Annotated in this window: 17 protein-coding genes and 1 other RNA gene; 5 read left to right on the top strand and 13 right to left on the bottom strand. The window is 43.6% G+C overall.

The window, feature by feature from the left end; genetic code table 11:
* Positions 1-9: 9 nt before the first annotated feature.
* The 5 genes from B5D54_RS05770 to rsmI form a co-directional block, all read right to left on the bottom strand.
* Positions 10-1,746 (bottom strand): penicillin-binding transpeptidase domain-containing protein, encoded by a 1,737-nt coding sequence (locus tag B5D54_RS05770; RefSeq protein ID WP_078925583.1) that lies wholly within the window; start codon positions 1,744-1,746, stop codon positions 10-12.
* Positions 1,743-2,060 (bottom strand): cell division protein FtsL, encoded by a 318-nt coding sequence (ftsL, locus tag B5D54_RS05765; protein ID WP_078925582.1) that lies wholly within the window; start codon positions 2,058-2,060, stop codon positions 1,743-1,745. The genes B5D54_RS05770 and ftsL overlap by 4 nt, the downstream gene beginning before the upstream one ends.
* A gap of 8 nt (positions 2,061-2,068) precedes the next feature.
* On the bottom strand, positions 2,069-3,019 hold the full coding sequence (gene rsmH / locus B5D54_RS05760) for a 16S rRNA (cytosine(1402)-N(4))-methyltransferase RsmH (RefSeq protein ID WP_078925756.1): 951 nt from the start codon (positions 3,017-3,019) through the stop codon (positions 2,069-2,071).
* Positions 3,020-3,204: 185 nt separating this feature from the next.
* An RNA gene (gene rnpB / locus B5D54_RS05755) (RNase P RNA component class A) lies at positions 3,205-3,598 on the bottom strand.
* Positions 3,599-3,688: 90 nt separating this feature from the next.
* A complete protein-coding gene (gene rsmI, locus B5D54_RS05750) occupies positions 3,689-4,552 on the bottom strand; it encodes a 16S rRNA (cytidine(1402)-2'-O)-methyltransferase (protein ID WP_078925581.1) in 864 nt (287 codons plus the stop codon).
* 69 nt (positions 4,553-4,621) lie between these two features.
* Here rsmI and B5D54_RS05745 point away from each other — a divergent pair, with 69 nt between their 5' ends.
* The 4 genes from B5D54_RS05745 to B5D54_RS05730 are packed head-to-tail and all read left to right on the top strand — an operon-like array spanning position 4,622 to position 7,964.
* The gene (locus tag B5D54_RS05745) at positions 4,622-6,427 is read left to right on the top strand and encodes a penicillin-binding protein activator (protein ID WP_078925755.1); all 1,806 of its coding nucleotides are present in this window, start codon (positions 4,622-4,624) and stop codon (positions 6,425-6,427) included.
* A complete protein-coding gene (locus B5D54_RS05740) occupies positions 6,414-6,782 on the top strand; it encodes a YraN family protein (protein ID WP_078925580.1) in 369 nt (122 codons plus the stop codon). The genes B5D54_RS05745 and B5D54_RS05740 overlap by 14 nt, the downstream gene beginning before the upstream one ends.
* A 3-nt stretch (positions 6,783-6,785) precedes the next feature.
* Positions 6,786-7,376 carry a phosphoheptose isomerase gene (locus B5D54_RS05735; RefSeq protein WP_078925579.1) on the top strand — a complete coding sequence of 197 codons (591 nt, stop codon included), beginning with the start codon at positions 6,786-6,788 and terminating at the stop codon, positions 7,374-7,376.
* Positions 7,377-7,379: 3 nt separating this feature from the next.
* Positions 7,380-7,964, top strand: coding sequence for a BON domain-containing protein (locus B5D54_RS05730; protein ID WP_078925578.1), 585 nt, complete (start codon positions 7,380-7,382; stop codon positions 7,962-7,964).
* Positions 7,965-8,035: 71 nt separating this feature from the next.
* Here B5D54_RS05730 and sspB read toward each other — a convergent pair whose 3' ends face one another.
* From sspB to zapE, 8 genes are all read right to left on the bottom strand, one after another.
* Positions 8,036-8,452 carry a ClpXP protease specificity-enhancing factor gene (gene sspB / locus B5D54_RS05725; RefSeq protein WP_420895619.1) on the bottom strand — a complete coding sequence of 139 codons (417 nt, stop codon included), beginning with the start codon at positions 8,450-8,452 and terminating at the stop codon, positions 8,036-8,038.
* Between the two features lie 46 nt (positions 8,453-8,498).
* On the bottom strand, positions 8,499-9,134 hold the full coding sequence (sspA, locus tag B5D54_RS05720; RefSeq protein ID WP_078925576.1) for a stringent starvation protein SspA: 636 nt from the start codon (positions 9,132-9,134) through the stop codon (positions 8,499-8,501).
* 100 nt (positions 9,135-9,234) lie between these two features.
* Positions 9,235-9,972: a cytochrome c1 gene (locus B5D54_RS05715; RefSeq protein WP_078925575.1), complete on the bottom strand. Its 738-nt coding sequence runs from the start codon at positions 9,970-9,972 to the stop codon at positions 9,235-9,237.
* Positions 9,969-11,234: a cytochrome b gene (locus B5D54_RS05710; protein WP_078925574.1), complete on the bottom strand. Its 1,266-nt coding sequence runs from the start codon at positions 11,232-11,234 to the stop codon at positions 9,969-9,971. The genes B5D54_RS05715 and B5D54_RS05710 overlap by 4 nt, the downstream gene beginning before the upstream one ends.
* Positions 11,234-11,827 (bottom strand): ubiquinol-cytochrome c reductase iron-sulfur subunit, encoded by a 594-nt coding sequence (petA, locus tag B5D54_RS05705; RefSeq protein WP_078925573.1) that lies wholly within the window; start codon positions 11,825-11,827, stop codon positions 11,234-11,236. The genes B5D54_RS05710 and petA overlap by 1 nt, the downstream gene beginning before the upstream one ends.
* 365 nt (positions 11,828-12,192) lie before the next feature.
* Positions 12,193-12,585, bottom strand: coding sequence for a 30S ribosomal protein S9 (gene rpsI / locus B5D54_RS05700; protein WP_078925572.1), 393 nt, complete (start codon positions 12,583-12,585; stop codon positions 12,193-12,195).
* A gap of 15 nt (positions 12,586-12,600) precedes the next feature.
* On the bottom strand, positions 12,601-13,029 hold the full coding sequence (gene rplM / locus B5D54_RS05695) for a 50S ribosomal protein L13 (protein ID WP_078925571.1): 429 nt from the start codon (positions 13,027-13,029) through the stop codon (positions 12,601-12,603).
* A 221-nt stretch (positions 13,030-13,250) separates the two neighbouring features.
* Positions 13,251-14,354, bottom strand: coding sequence for a cell division protein ZapE (gene zapE / locus B5D54_RS05685; protein ID WP_078925570.1), 1,104 nt, complete (start codon positions 14,352-14,354; stop codon positions 13,251-13,253).
* 151 nt (positions 14,355-14,505) lie between these two features.
* On the opposite strand from zapE, the gene zapG reads away from it, so the two are divergent.
* On the top strand, positions 14,506-14,955 hold the full coding sequence (zapG, locus tag B5D54_RS05680; RefSeq protein WP_078925569.1) for a Z-ring associated protein ZapG: 450 nt from the start codon (positions 14,506-14,508) through the stop codon (positions 14,953-14,955).
* Positions 14,956-14,996 lie beyond the last annotated feature (41 nt).

Here is a 14,996-nt window from a genome sequence, read left to right as displayed (position 1 = left end):
GCTTGCAGGTTATTGAAAACGGTTTTCATCAGGGGCGATATTTAAGATCTGTAACGCCCCTTTCATGATTTCAGAGAACACGGGGCCAGCAACAGCACCACCGTAGTAAGAATCTCCTTGGGGCTCATTCACCATCACCACTAACGAAATACGAGGGTCACTCACCGGAGCCACTCCCGCGGTATAAGCAAAATATTCATCGCTATACCCTCCGGCAATCGCTTTACGTGATGTGCCTGATTTAGCGGCGATACGATAGCCAGGAACCGCCGCTCGAACCGCCGTCCCTCCTGGCTGAGTGACCGTTTCTAGCATTTCTAATACTTGTTTGGCATAGCGCTCTTCAACGACTCGATGAGATAAATTCCGTTGATTGTTATTGATAATATGAATCGGTTGATATACGCCCAAATTTCCTAATGTGGCATAGGCATGCGCTAATTGGATTGGGGTTATCGACACTCCATAACCAAATGCTAATGTAGCAATTTCAAATGGAGACCAACGACGTCGATTAGGGAAGATCCCGCTACTTTCTCCCACTAAATTAAGACCAGAGACTTCACCAAGCCCCACTGAACTATACATACCAAGCAATGATTCTAGAGGCATATCGAGTGCCAGTTTCGCCACACCAATATTACTGGATTTTTTCAAAATCATCTGTAAATTAGCTTTTCCAACTCGAGAGGTGTCTCGAACTCGACTTCCTCCCAGTTGCATCACCCCATCGCCAGTATCAATAATGGTTTTTTCATCAGCAATACCATCAACCAATGCAGCCAGCACGACAAAAGGCTTAACGGTTGAGCCGGGTTCAAACGCATCGGTGATCACTCGGTTACGCATCTTAAAGCTTTGCCAATCACTGCGGTTATTGGGATTGTATGACGGTGCATTAACCATGGCTAATACCGCCCCAGTTTTAACATCCAACATAACCGCTGATGCAGAAGTTGCTCGATAATCCGCCATCGCTTGTTTTACCGCTCGAAAAGCGATCGCTTGTAAGCGTTGATCTATCGTAAGTTGTAATGGCTTACCTTCCTCTCGCTCTTCTAACGCGATATTTTCAACCACTCGCCCATAGCGATCTTTACGAATAATGCTCTTTCCTGCCTCACCCGTAAGCCATTTATCATAGCTACGCTCAACCCCTTCCAGACCATGACCATCAATACCGGTCACACCAATAAGGTGAGCACTGACTTCACCTGCGGGATAATAACGGCGAGATTCTGACTTAAGACCAACGCCGGACAATTTGAGTTCCCGGATGTATTTCGCCATTGCAGGGCTGACTTGGCGCTGTAAATAAATAAATCGACGAGTCTGATTAGTCTCGATTTTTTTTAGCATTTCTTGTCGATCAAGGCCAAGCACGTCCGCTAAGGCATGCCAGCGATCTTTTTCAATCAACCCACCTTGTTTAAATATGGTAGCCGGATCAGCCCACACCGCCTCAACAGGCACACTGACCGCTAATGCTTCACCATTACGATCAGAAATAATGCCACGAGCAGAATGTAAGGTCTGGGCTCGAATGGAACGTAAATCGCCTTCACGAATCAAATTATCTGGCTCAATAACTTGAATAAATGCCAACCGACTAACCAGTACGCCAAATACCAGTAGTACAAAAAAAATGATTAAGAAGAATCGCCAGCGAATGAAAACGGGAGAAGAAGCTTCGACTGTCCGCGCTGTCTGAGATTGCGCTTTTTTCTTGGGAGTTTTTCTGGTCATTTTAATTCAATCATAACCTCTTTATCCGCATCAGGCCGTTTCATCTCCAGCTCTCTTCTGGCTAAATCCTGTACCCGACTATGCTCAGATAAAGCGGTCTCTTCCAAAATTAAGTTTCGCCACTCATTATCCAGATGATCGCGCTGTTGCAAAGCCACATTCTTCTCCGTTATCGCTTGCCTCGTATGATGAGTCGTGAAAACCACCCCCATTGCGCTGGCGAAAATAACCAAAAGAAGCAGAAGGGGAACTCGGCCTACCGTTAATAGGTCGAGTACAATCAATTGGGTGAGGTTGGGCTTAGATGAAGACATAATGGGCTTTAAAGTTTTTCTGCAATACGTAAAACCGAACTTCGTGAACGGGGGTTTAAAGCCACCTCTTGTTCCGACGGTTTTATTGCTTTACCCACTGTTTTCAATTTTGCACTACCCAATGCACGAATTTGTACCTCGGTAAGTGGGATACCATGTGGAACTTCTGGGCCTTTACTCTCTTTACGCATAAAACGTTTTACCATTCTATCTTCTAGCGAGTGAAAACTGATCACGGAAAGGCGGCCTTGGGGAGCAAGAATGCTTGCTGCACCTTGTAAAGCGGTATCGATTTCTTCGAGTTCACTATTAATGTAAATACGAAATGCTTGAAAGGCTCGGGTAGCGGGGTGTTTTTTCTCTTTAAAACTTTTTGGTGCCGCTTCTGAGATAAGCTTCGCCAGTTGGCTAGTTCGTGTCAAAGGTGCATTATCTACATTTTCTCGATACGCAACAATGGCCTTGGCAATGCGCCTAGCATGTTTATCTTCACCGAATTCACGAATGACCCAAGTGATATCATCAAGATCGGCTTCCAGTAACCATTGAGACACAGGAATACCTGAACTGGGATCCATTCGCATATCCAACGGACCATCTTTCATAAAGCTAAACCCCCGCTCGGCATCATCAAGTTGCGGAGAAGAAACACCTAAGTCAAACAACACACCATCTACTTTGCCTTGTAATCCATATTGCTGCGCATACTCTGCAATACCAGAAAATGGGCCATGGATAATGGTAAAACGCGGATCCTCTATTTTTTTCGCTTCCGCAATGGCTTGTGGGTCTCGATCAATACTGTATAAGCGTCCGTTCTCTCCAAGTTGAGATAAAATGGTTCGGCTGTGGCCGCCGCGTCCAAAAGTTCCATCGATATAAATACCATCAGGTTTAATGGCGAGTCCGGCTATCGACTCATGAAGCAATACCGAAATGTGTTGGAAAGATTCCGTCATAATATTCTCGTTTCGCTCAATTAAGCGGTCTTGATGATAAGTTAGTGTACCGATTTCCCACTTCATCGCTACCCATAAGCGTAGATAGGACGTGACATTGCGCTAAGTTTAATGGTTTTACTATCGGCTAAGTCAATAAAAAGCAAAAAACCCATTATAACCGAAAGGCTATAATGGGTCTGAATAGGTGGAGTCGACATATAAGCCGGGTTCTGTTCCGCTTGCGCGGTAGTAGCCATTCCTCTAGGCCAGCAATCACTCACTGGCTCAAGCAACCTACCCGCCTCCTAACGCGAGCAACGCTATATGGAAGCCTATTTGGTCTTGCTCCGGGTGGAGTTTACCTTGCTACGAACTGTTGCCAGACGCACGGTGCGCTCTTACCGCACCCTTTCACCCTTACCTGATCCCCAAGGGGCCATCGGCGGTCTTCTCTCTGCTGCACTTGTCGTAGGCTTGCGCCCCCCAGGCGTTACCTGGCACCCTGCTCTATGGAGCCCGGACTTTCCTCCCCCTTATCAGTCTCCCTAACACATGGTTAAGGGACGTCAATAAGGCAGCGACTACCCAGTCAACTCCGAGCACGGATTCTATAGATAACCATAGAAGCTGTCTAGCAACAATCCGAGCATCAGACAGAAATCGACTCAACCGATTAAAAAACCATCGCTAGGCTAAATTATCCAGCCCCCACTTATATAACGCATTTTTTTTCACATTATAAATTTCTGCCGCTAAAGCGGCGGCTTTTTTCAGTGGTAGCTCTTTGGTTAAAATCGTTAATGTCCTTAATGCTTCATCTGGCAAGGCATCATTTTTTTCTTCTCGATAACCGTGAACAAGCAGCACCATCTCTCCACGTTTGCGATTTTCATCTTCCTCTATCCACGCAATCAGTTCACCAAGTGGTAACCCTTGGATCGTTTCAAAGGTTTTGGTCAGTTCACGAGCCAGCACCACCTGACGTTCTGGGCCAAAGATGGCTAACATATCTTGTAAAGATTCCGTAATACGATGCGGCGACTCATAAAAAATGCAGGTGCGTTCTGCTTTCGCTACTTCTAAAAATTTATCTTTACGCCCCTTACTTTTGGCTGGAAGAAATCCTTCAAAACTAAACCGGTCAGAAGGTAAACCGGAAGCACTTAACGCAGTAATAACAGCACAAGCCCCTGGAAGCGGGACAACTTTAACACCCGCTTGACGACATTGCGTCACTAAATGATAACCTGGATCACTAATAAGAGGCGTTCCCGCATCGGAAACAAGAGCAATAGAAAGACCTGACAATAATTTATCAACTAATACTTGAGCTTTTTGTTGTTCATTGTGATCATGCAAGGCGAACGTCTTCGTTTGAATATTGAAGTGAGCCAGTAATTTGCCAGTATGACGTGTATCTTCCGCCGCGATAACATCAACACGAGAAAGCACATCGAGCGCCCGCTGGGTAATATCTCCTAAATTGCCAATAGGCGTAGGAACGATATAGAGCGTCGGGACCTCAGCCAGTAAGGTTTTGTTATCTGTCATTTGTTTACCATCACTTCAACGATTAATATAGAGACAATTTTACACGGAATAATGAAAGAACTCATGGCTATGAAGAACCATCAGAGACGCAGTGTAACACGCTTACTCACTCCTGTTGCATTAGCAATCATGCTTGCAGCTTGCTCAACAACACCGTTGATACCGGAATCGGTTGATATTACCAGCCAACCCGAATTCACGACACAAACGTATTTAATGCGGGCGGATAGCAGCCAAGGTGATCTACAAAACGACTGGTTGATCATGGCGTTAAAGGCTGCGGTTGCCGAGGGCGATACCACACAAGCGGAACTGCTGATTCGCCGTCTGTCTAAACAACCGTTAACCGAAACACAACAAGCGGAATGGCAACTGGCCAGAGCGCAATTACTGGTCAACCATGAGCAGTATCAACAAGCTTTAACTCAGCTTAATTTCAAAGCAAACTGGCCCTTAGCCCCTGAACAATGGCAGGCTTACCACCAATTAAGAGCGGATATTTTTACTGCACTAAACCGATCTTTCGATTCTAGCCGAGAGCTTGTCGCACTCTATGAATTGACCTCTCCCGATCAACAAGAAGCCATTGCAGACCAAATTTGGGTCAACCTCAATCGCTATTCTAGCTATGCCATCACTAAGTTTTCAGCACAACCAGATGAAGAAATATTAGAGGGTTGGTTACAACTAACGATTTACGTCAAAACTCTGGCCGGAGATTTACCACAGCTGAAAAATACCTTAGAAAAGTGGTTGAAAGAAAACTCTCAACATCCGGCAGCGTTATATACTCCTCAAGCTATCCAAGATATTTTAGCGCTTGATCTGGTTCAGCCCACTCATACCGCTCTCTTGTTGCCTTTAACTGGCCGTTTTGCTAAGCAAGCTCAGTTAATTCGTGATGGTTTTATTATGGCAATGATGAATGACTCACAGCGCCAGCCCGATGCCACATTAACGATTTTAGATACCAATGCAGAAACATTGGAATCTATTGATGCGATTCTCACCGAAAAGAATATTGACTTTGTTGTTGGCCCATTAGTCAAAGAAAATATAGAGAAACTTCAATCATTTCAGCAGCAACGTGGGCAAAATATTCCTACCCTAGCCTTAAATATCCCAGAACAAATGGATGAACAAGCCAACACTTGTTATTTAACGCTATCACCAGAACAAGAGGTGGCTCAAGCGGCCAAGTACCTATTTAGTCAAGGGTATCAATACCCACTCGTGCTCGCACCGCAAGGCAACTACGGCGAACGCGTTGTCGAAGCTTTTAATCAAGAATGGCGTAAGTACAGCAAAAATGTTGTTGCCAGCAACCTTTTCGGGGATAAACGACAACTACAACGTAATATTAATAGCGTATTTGGCCTACAAGAAAGCCAACAAAACATCGCTCAAATGACCAGCTTATTGGGGATGAACTTTGAAAGCCAACCTCGTAGCCGCCGAGATATTGATGCTGTTTATATTGCCGCTAGCAGCGCTGATCTCACCTTGATCAAGCCTTTTATCGAGGTTGCTATAAACCCAGATACTCGACCACCAAAGTTATTTTCAAACTCCAACAGCAATAGTGGAGGTCGTCAGTTTGAAGACCTCTCTGGCATCACTTACAGTGATATTCCACTACTCATCAAACCTACACAAACCATTGCCAAACAAGTTGAGCAGCTATGGCCAAAATCTTCTAATGCTGATCGCCGCTTACAAGCTCTAGGAATGGATGCCTACCAATTAATGGTGGAACTCCCTCAGATGAAAGTAGTCCAAGGCTATACGATTCAGGGCCAAACGGGCCTACTCGGAATCGATGAGCAATGTGTCGTGCAACGCGAAATTAGCTGGGCAGAACATGGGGCTCTTTAGCCGTAGAGAAACCGGACAACATTATGAGCAATTGGCGGCGGATTATTTAAGCCGCCAAGGGCTGAGATTGTTAGATAAAAATTTCCACTCGCGTAGCGGTGAATTAGATTTAATTATGCAGGATGGGCCATGTTTGGTCTTCATAGAAGTCAAATATCGCAAGAATCAAAATCATGGTCATGCAGCAGAAGCAGTCACCTTCCACAAACAAGCTCGCTTGATTAAAACGGCTAATTGGTGGATGCTCAAACGAGGTTACCATGCCGAGAGTGCTGACTTTCGTTTTGATGTGATTGCCATTCATCAGCATGGCCAGCATATCGAGTGGATAAAAAACGCAATTACCCAAGGATAATCCATGCTCGACAGCATTAAAGATAGTTTTACTGAAAGTATTCAAATTCAAATTGCCGCCGCAGAAGCGCTACCTGATGCCATCATGCATGCGGCACAAGTGATGGTTGCCAGCCTACTCAATGGACAAAAGATTTTATGCTGTGGCAATGGCGGCTCAGCAGCAAACGCTCAACAGTTTGCTTCTTGCCTACTCAATCGGTTTGAAACAGAACGCCCAAGCCTACCTGCAATGGCTTTAACTGCAGACAATACGACGTTAACCGCAGTGGCCAATGACTACCACTACCAAGAGATTTTTTCCAAACAAGTAAGAGCATTTGGGCAAGCGGGAGACATTTTACTGGTGCTCTCAACCAGTGGTAACAGCAAGAACATCATTAAAGCCATGGAAGCTGCCGTCACCCGAGATATGACCATCATCGCCTTAACAGGTAAAGATGGAGGAGAAATGGCCGGCTTATTAGGCGAAAATGATGTAGAAATTCGGATACCGTCACATCGAACAGCACGTATTCATGAAGTTCATATGGTAACGCTGCATTGTTTATGTGATCTTATTGACCAAGTGTTATTCCCGGCCCATGAAGAGTAAATAATGAAAAACTTACGGTTCTCCCGCTTCCCACTATTGTCACTTTTGCTACTTCTACCTATGTTGTCTGGATGCGCAGGACTTTTTGTGGCAGGCGCAGCAACAACCGTGAACATTGCCACCGACCCTCGAACCACCTCAGAAATCTGGCAAGATAAAAATCTCGCTTTAGAAATTACAGGCTTAAGCAACAAACCTCCTTATCGGGGTGAAATGCGTATTACTGCTCATTCATTTCGAGGTTCAGTGGTATTGATCGGGCAAGCTCGAGACTCAGAATTATTAGACACCTTTGTTCAGCAAGCAGAGCAGGTAAAAGGGGTCAAGAAATTACACAACCAAGTCAAAATAAAAACCCCGCTCTCTTTTGGTGAAATCAGTAACGATAGCTGGATAACGACTAAAGTAAAATCTGCATTGTTAGCAAAGTCAGAGCTAAGCGGAGTCAAAGTTTCTGTCATTACCGAAGATAGAGAAGTCTTTTTATTCGGTTATATCACCCAAGAGCATGCAGATATTGCAACTGATGTAGCTCGCCATGTCTCAGGAGTCAAGCAGGTGATAAAAGCATTTGAGTATGCCGATTAAACCCATCAACCCATTCTGACTACCCAATAAAAAAGCAGCGATTACGCTGCTTTTTTATTTAATGCTCAACCCTATTTAACCACACGCAAACTGGGTCTGCCTTGAGGCTTAGGAGGTTCATCTGTTGATGTGTTCTCACGATTATCCACATCTTCAAATGATTCTTCACTATAAACGTCATCCAGTGCCTGTTGATACGCAGGCTCTGGATCAAACATCGTTCCTGCCCCATTTTCACGCGCATAAATGGCTTGAACCGCATACAGAGGAACAATCACTAGGTGGGGACGCCCACCAAACCGAGCACTGAAAGTCACTTCATCATTACCCAGTTCCAAATTACCCACAGCACGAGGAGCAACATTTAAAATAATTTGCCCATCTTGCACATATTCCATTGGAACACGGACACCATTTAAAGTCGCATCAACGACAAGATGAGGAGTTAATTCATTCTCCAGCAACCAATCATAAAACGCACGTAGCATAAATGGTCGGCGGGGTGTCATTTGTTCAATATTCATCACACACCCATTAACGAGACAGGCGCATCTCACGCTCTGCTTCTGTTAGAGAAGCAAGGAATGAGTCACGTTCAAATACGCGATTCATATAGACTTTAAGCTCTTTTGAGCCGGGGCCAATTAATTCAATACCTAAAACCGGTAAACGCCATAATAAAGGAGCTAAGTAGCAATCAATCAAGCTAAACTCTTCACTCATAAAATATTCATATTCAGCAAAGACAGGAGCAAGAGTAAGAAGATCATTACGCAATTTGTTACGAGCGGATTCCGCTTCACTCGCATTACCTTTGAGCACTTTTTCAGCCAATGAATACCAGTTTCTTTCAATACGATAAATCATTAGACGACTATTACCACGAGCAACAGGGTAAACTGGCATCAACGGAGGATGAGGGAAACGTTCATCCAAATATTCCATAATGATTTTTGAATCATAAAGCGCAAGCTCACGGTCAACCAGAGTAGGGACCGACTTGTATGGGTTCAGCTCAATCAGTTCACCTGGTAGGTTATCTTCATCAACCAGCTCAACTTCAACACTGACACCTTTTTCAGCCAGCACAATACGTACCTGATGGCTATACATATCCGATGCACTTGAAAATAGAGTCATCACAGAACGTTTATTGGCAGCTACAGCCATGGAGCCCTCCAGCACACACTTACAAATATAAAAAACAATGGAGGCTAAGCCTCCATTGGTGATTCGATAAATCGAGAATTAGCACGGCATAATAGCACAATTAGTGCACATCACGCCAATATTCTTTCTTCAAAGCAATAACAACTATTGTGAATAAGACCAAGAATCCCATCACCCACCAACCGAGTGCTTGCCTCTCTAGCTTGACAGGTTCACCAGAGTACTCCAAGAAATTCACCAAATCACGTACAGCATTGTCATACTCTTCTGTGTTCAGTTCACCATTGCCTTGAGACTGAACACCAACAACGGTTTGAACGTCTTCTCCATCAACAACTCGAGTCCCCCAAACTGGCTCTGGAGTACCTTGCAATTCTTCTAAAACATGAGGCATCCCCACACTAGGAAAAACGATGTTATTGACCCCAAATGGTCGGCTAGGATCCGCATAAAAAGATCGCAGATAGGTATAAAGCCAATCCACACCACGGACCCGAGCAACTAAAGTCAGATCTGGGGGCGGAGCACCAAACCATTGTGCCGCAGCTTTGCTAGGTATAGCACTTACCATTAGATCACCAATTTTAGTCTCAGGATCAAAGATAAGGTGCTCACGCATTAAATCATGAGGAATACCTAAATCATCCGCAACTCGCTCATAACGTTGATACTGAGTAGCATGGCAGCCAAAACAGTAATTCATAAACAGCTTAGCCCCATTTTGTAATGACGCTTTATCACGTAAATCATTATTCGCTCTATCTAATGGTACACTCACACCAGCAGCCATCGTTAATAAAGGCAACAGAGCAAACAGCATCACAATCCATTTTTTCATTTGAATGTCACCCTCGTTGGTAATGGCTTAGTTGCCTCATTTTTGCTATAGAAAAACAGCAAAACAAAGAACATGAAATATCCTAAGCTAAATAGCTGTGCCAACAGTGTATAAGTTGGCGTTGCCGGTAAAGCCCCGAGTATCCCAAGCGCAATAAAACTGATGGTGAATTGAATAATATTAACTAAATGAAATTTACTACGATAACGATACGAACGAACTTTACATCGATCCAACCAAGGTAATAAGAACAGCATAATGATCGATGCCCCCATCGCCACAACGCCAAGCAACTTATCAGGAACCGCTCGTAAAATGGCGTAAAACGGTGTGAAGTACCAGACTGGTGCAATATGTTCTGGTGTTTTTAATGAGTTTGCCGCTTCAAAGTTAGGTGGCTCAAGGAAGTAGCCTCCCATCTCAGGATTAAAAAAGAGCACATAACAAAATAGGAATAAAAATCCGGCAACACCAACTAAATCTTTGACAGTTCCATAAGGGTGAAAAGGAATCGAGTCAATAATGTCGTATTTTTGGGTGTAATACTCATGAAATTTAAACTGAGACTCATAGCCTTCTCCCATGGATCCTTTAGGTAATTTCGTGTCAATACCATCAGGGTTATTGGATCCAACTTCATGCAGAGCCAAAATATGCAGCACAATCAATAACAGTAAAACAATCGGTAGAGCAATCACATGCAGGGCAAAGAAACGGTTGAGTGTTGCACCAGAGATAACATAGTCACCACGAATCCATAAAGTAAGGTCATCACCAATCACAGGAATAGCACCAAACAGTGAAATGATAACCTGTGCCCCCCAGTATGACATCTGCCCCCAGGGCAACAGATAGCCCATAAAGGCTTCAGCCATTAACACTAGGAAGATCAGCATGCCAAAGATCCACAATAATTCACGAGGTTTCTGATATGAGCCATAAATCAAACCACGGAACATGTGCAAATAAATCACCACGAAAAAAGCGGATGCTCCTGTAGAGTGCATGTAACGTAATAACCACCCATACTCGACATCTCGCATGATGTACTCAACCGAAGCAAACGCCCCCTCACCAGAAGGAACATAATTCATCGTTAACCATATGCCAGTAAGGAGCTGATTAACCAAAACCAGCATAGCCAAAGAACCAAATAAGTACCAAAAGTTAAAATTCTTCGGCATTGGATATTCAGAAAGGTGTTTTTTGTACGCATTCATGGCCGGTATGCGTTTTTCCACCCAATCAAGTAGCGCTTGCATTATGCCTCCCCGGTTTCATCTAGGCCGATAATAATTCTGTTCTCACTGAGATACATATGTTTAGGCACAACCAAATTCAGAGGTGCAGGTACACTTTGGAATACACGACCAGCCATATCAAACTTAGAACCATGACAAGGACAAAAGAAACCAGAGCGAACGCCTTGAACTTGTTCATTAAAGGTGTCAGGTAGGTAAGTGGGAGAACACCCCAAATGGGTACAAATTCCTACAGCAACAAAATATTCAGGTTTGATTGAGCGATAAATATTTTGTGCATAACTCGGTTGCTGCTCTTCTTGAGAATTAGGGTCTCGTAATTGTCTATCATGATTTGTAAGGCTATCCACGACCGTCTGCGAACGGCGAACCACCCATACTGGATTTCCTCGCCATTCCACTCGAACCATTTGTCCTTCTTCAAGTTTACCGACATCGACTTCGACAGGTGCCCCTGCCGCCTTCGCTTTCGCACTTGGGTTCCAAGATTTAATAAAAGGTACAGCCACTGCGACTGCTCCTAAACCACCGACAACGGCTGTTGTTGCAGTTAAGAACCGTCTGCGACCGTTATTCAAAGGCGCATTGCTCATCCAAACATTCTCCCACTTGCTCCTTATGGATTATTGTTATTCCGACTAAGAGCATGGCTAACAAAATACCGATTAATTGTATTTATTTGATAGCAAATGATAAATAAAACCCTACTTTTTGACAAGATAAAGCTACTTTTTATTAACATTCATCAAATAATTCGCATGTGGTGTCACAAAAGAGATCTTTTGTCTCTTGTCACGCCCCCAATCATCGCTGATGCAAAAAGGAGAGAAAGATGAGATTTAACGCTTTGTGGAAAGAGGTAAATAGCATTTAGCGAGGAAAAACAAAAAGCTCGGTATAAACCGAGCTTTTGAACCACAATTCCAACCAAAGTTGGAAAGCAATAATCTTGAAAAGATTAACGCTTAGAGAACTGTGGACGACGACGTGCTTTACGTAGACCAACTTTTTTACGTTCAACGCGACGAGCATCACGTGTTACGTAACCAGCTGCACGTAGAGCAGGACGTAGAGATTCATCGTATTCCATAAGAGCGCGAGTGATACCGTGACGGATAGCACCTGCTTGACCTGAAATACCACCACCTTTAACAGTGATGTATAGATCGAGTTTCTCTGTCATTTCAACTAACTCTAGAGGTTGTTTAACAACCATACGAGAAGTTGGACGACCGAAGTATTCATCAAGGCTACGCTTGTTGATTACGATGTTGCCGCTGCCTGGTTTAATGAAAACACGCGCAGCTGAGCTTTTGCGACGGCCAGTGCCGTAGTATTGATTCTCTGCCATTTCCGAAATCCCCAATTAGATGTCTAGTACTTTTGGTTGTTGAGCAGCATGGTTGTGCTCAGCGCCAGCGTAAACTTTTAGCTTACGGTACATAGCTCGGCCTAGAGGACCACGTGGAAGCATACCTTTAACCGCTAGCTCAAGTACCATTTCAGGCTTACGTTCGATCAGTTTTTCAAAACTGAAAGATTTTAGGCCACCTGGGAACTCAGAGTGACGGTGGTACATTTTGTCTTTAGCCTTGTTACCTGTTACAGTAATTTTCTCCGCATTAACAACGATGATGTAATCACCAGTGTCAACGTGTGGAGTGTACTCAGCTTTGTGTTTGCCACGTAGACGAGATGCAATTTCACTTGCTAGACGACCAAGAGTTTTACCTTCAGCGTCTACAATATACCAGTCGCGTTTTACAGTTTCTGGTTTAGCAACGAAAGTTTTCATGCTAATAATAACCCGTTAATTAAAATTTACACTTAAAGGAGCACATTTGCTCCCACTGTCTAAGAGCCCAGACATCACCCCTTCGAGTGGATGGCACTCTCGGCCTAAAAAGGCCTGCAGTAACGGTGGGTCGCAGGATTATAGAGAAGAGCGAAGAAAAAATCATCTCTTTTTATATAAATCACACAAAATTCTTTCTTCCCTCTTTTTTCATTTCACTATTAAGGCAAATGTGGTTTCGCTAAATAATCATGACTTTGCATTTCAATTAACCTTGACTGGCAACGCTTAAATTCAAAACTGAGCCGCCCGTCTGTGTACAATTGATCCAAAGGAACTTGAGCTGAGAGGATCAATTTAACATGACGTTCATAAAATTCGTCCACTAAGGCAATAAAACGTCGGGCCGCATCATCGGATAATGCCCCCATTTGCGTTACCTCAGCCAACAATACCGTATGATAAAGGCGTGATAGCTCAATATAATCATTTTGACTACGTGCAGTTTGGCATAGTTGCGCAAAGCTCGCAAAAAGCACGCCATCACTGGCTTGGATAACGGGTATCTGACGGTGATTAACTTCTATTTCACTGCAAATGTTCTTATCTCCACCGGTCAACTGGTGGTAATAGTTTTTCAGATTATCTTGTGCTTTTTGATCAAGGGGATAGTGATAAATCTCAGCTTGAGTCAAGGTTCTTAAGCGATAATCAATGCCACTATCCACATTCAGAACGAGGCAATGCTCTGCTATTAAGTCGATAGCGGGGAGAAAACGAGCTCGCTGAAGACCATTGCGATACAAATCTTGCGGGGGAATATTGGAAGTTGCTACTAATACAACTCCTCGTTTGAATAAGGCTTGCAGCAATGTTGCCAAAATCATTGCATCAGTAATATCTGACACAAAAAATTCATCAAAGCAGATCACCGTTGCTTCTTGACTAAATTTATCTGCAACCAATTCGAGAGGATCGCTCACCTCTGATAATAATTTCAGCTCATCATGTACACGATACATGAAACGGTGAAAATGGACTCGCATCTTTTTATCGCTTGGTAACGCATCAAAAAAGGTATCCATTAAATACGTTTTCCCCCGCCCTACACCTCCCCAAAAATAGAGCCCTTTAGGCACCGGAATCCGAGGGGTGTTTTTTCTAATCCATCGCTGCCAAAGGGAGGAGTTGGCAACCGGTTGAGAAAAAAATTCGATTAACTGGTGATAGAGAGAATCCAATGCTTCGATAGCACAAGCTTGTGCATCATCTCGTTGAAAACCTGAGCGTTTTAAATCTTCTTCATATTGTTGTTTCGGTGTCATGACTGTCTACTACATCTATAAAGGGTGGAAACTGCCATCTAGCGCACATGCATTTTGCTTTATCCAATAGAGTACTCATAGTAACATGTCACTGAAGCATGTGTAACCAGCCAGTAAAAAACATGTTAAATAACAACAATAAGGAGTCGTTATGCCTTGGATATATGCCGTTGTCGGGCTATTAGTGGGGATGGTGGTTGGGGTTGTCATTGCTCGTCTTACCACACCACACTATAAGAATCAGAAATCTCTACAAAAAGAATTAGATAACACAAAATTTGCTATGGAACAGCAACGTCAAGAATTGGCCGATCACTTCGCTCATACGGCTGAAATGCTCGATACGTTAGGAAAAGACTACACCAAACTGTACCAACATATGGCGAAAACCTCTTCTGACCTACTTTCCAACTTGCCAGAGCAAGACAATCCATTCTTGAAAAAAATTGCCCAACAAAATCAAGAGACATCATTAGAGAATGATGAGGAAAACTTAGAACAACCCCCGAAAGATTATGCATTAGGCGCAACAGGGTTACTAAAAAATGAAGAGAAAGCTATCCTTCATACATCGGAAGTGATTAGCCAGAAACCCAATTAAGCCTCTTAATAAAAACGAGTATCATCCTCAACAAAAGCAAT

Origin of the sequence: Vibrio cincinnatiensis DSM 19608, from assembly GCF_900167345.1 — a bacterium.
Classification (GTDB): domain Bacteria; phylum Pseudomonadota; class Gammaproteobacteria; order Enterobacterales; family Vibrionaceae; genus Vibrio; species Vibrio cincinnatiensis.
Note: the sequence above shows the minus strand (reverse complement) of the source record. Positions and strands in the feature narration are given on the sequence as shown.

Bases quoted from the DNA above. Each gene is read 5' to 3' on its own strand.
- B5D54_RS05770 (WP_078925583.1), bottom strand. From the start codon at position 1,746: ATGACCAGAAAAACTCCCAAGAAAAAAGCGCAATCTCAGACAGCGCGG.
- ftsL (WP_078925582.1), bottom strand. From the start codon at position 2,060: ATGTCTTCATCTAAGCCCAACCTCACCCAATTGATTGTACTCGACCTA.
- rsmH (WP_078925756.1), bottom strand. From the start codon at position 3,019: ATGACGGAATCTTTCCAACACATTTCGGTATTGCTTCATGAGTCGATA.
- rsmI (WP_078925581.1), bottom strand. From the start codon at position 4,552: ATGACAGATAACAAAACCTTACTGGCTGAGGTCCCGACGCTCTATATC.
- B5D54_RS05745 (WP_078925755.1), top strand. From the start codon at position 4,622: ATGAAGAACCATCAGAGACGCAGTGTAACACGCTTACTCACTCCTGTT.
- B5D54_RS05740 (WP_078925580.1), top strand. From the start codon at position 6,414: ATGGGGCTCTTTAGCCGTAGAGAAACCGGACAACATTATGAGCAATTG.
- B5D54_RS05735 (WP_078925579.1), top strand. From the start codon at position 6,786: ATGCTCGACAGCATTAAAGATAGTTTTACTGAAAGTATTCAAATTCAA.
- B5D54_RS05730 (WP_078925578.1), top strand. From the start codon at position 7,380: ATGAAAAACTTACGGTTCTCCCGCTTCCCACTATTGTCACTTTTGCTA.
- sspB (WP_420895619.1), bottom strand. From the start codon at position 8,452: ATGCTACGTGCGTTTTATGATTGGTTGCTGGAGAATGAATTAACTCCT.
- sspA (WP_078925576.1), bottom strand. From the start codon at position 9,134: ATGGCTGTAGCTGCCAATAAACGTTCTGTGATGACTCTATTTTCAAGT.
- B5D54_RS05715 (WP_078925575.1), bottom strand. From the start codon at position 9,972: ATGAAAAAATGGATTGTGATGCTGTTTGCTCTGTTGCCTTTATTAACG.
- B5D54_RS05710 (WP_078925574.1), bottom strand. From the start codon at position 11,234: ATGCAAGCGCTACTTGATTGGGTGGAAAAACGCATACCGGCCATGAAT.
- petA (WP_078925573.1), bottom strand. From the start codon at position 11,827: ATGAGCAATGCGCCTTTGAATAACGGTCGCAGACGGTTCTTAACTGCA.
- rpsI (WP_078925572.1), bottom strand. From the start codon at position 12,585: ATGGCAGAGAATCAATACTACGGCACTGGCCGTCGCAAAAGCTCAGCT.
- rplM (WP_078925571.1), bottom strand. From the start codon at position 13,029: ATGAAAACTTTCGTTGCTAAACCAGAAACTGTAAAACGCGACTGGTAT.
- zapE (WP_078925570.1), bottom strand. From the start codon at position 14,354: ATGACACCGAAACAACAATATGAAGAAGATTTAAAACGCTCAGGTTTT.
- zapG (WP_078925569.1), top strand. From the start codon at position 14,506: ATGCCTTGGATATATGCCGTTGTCGGGCTATTAGTGGGGATGGTGGTT.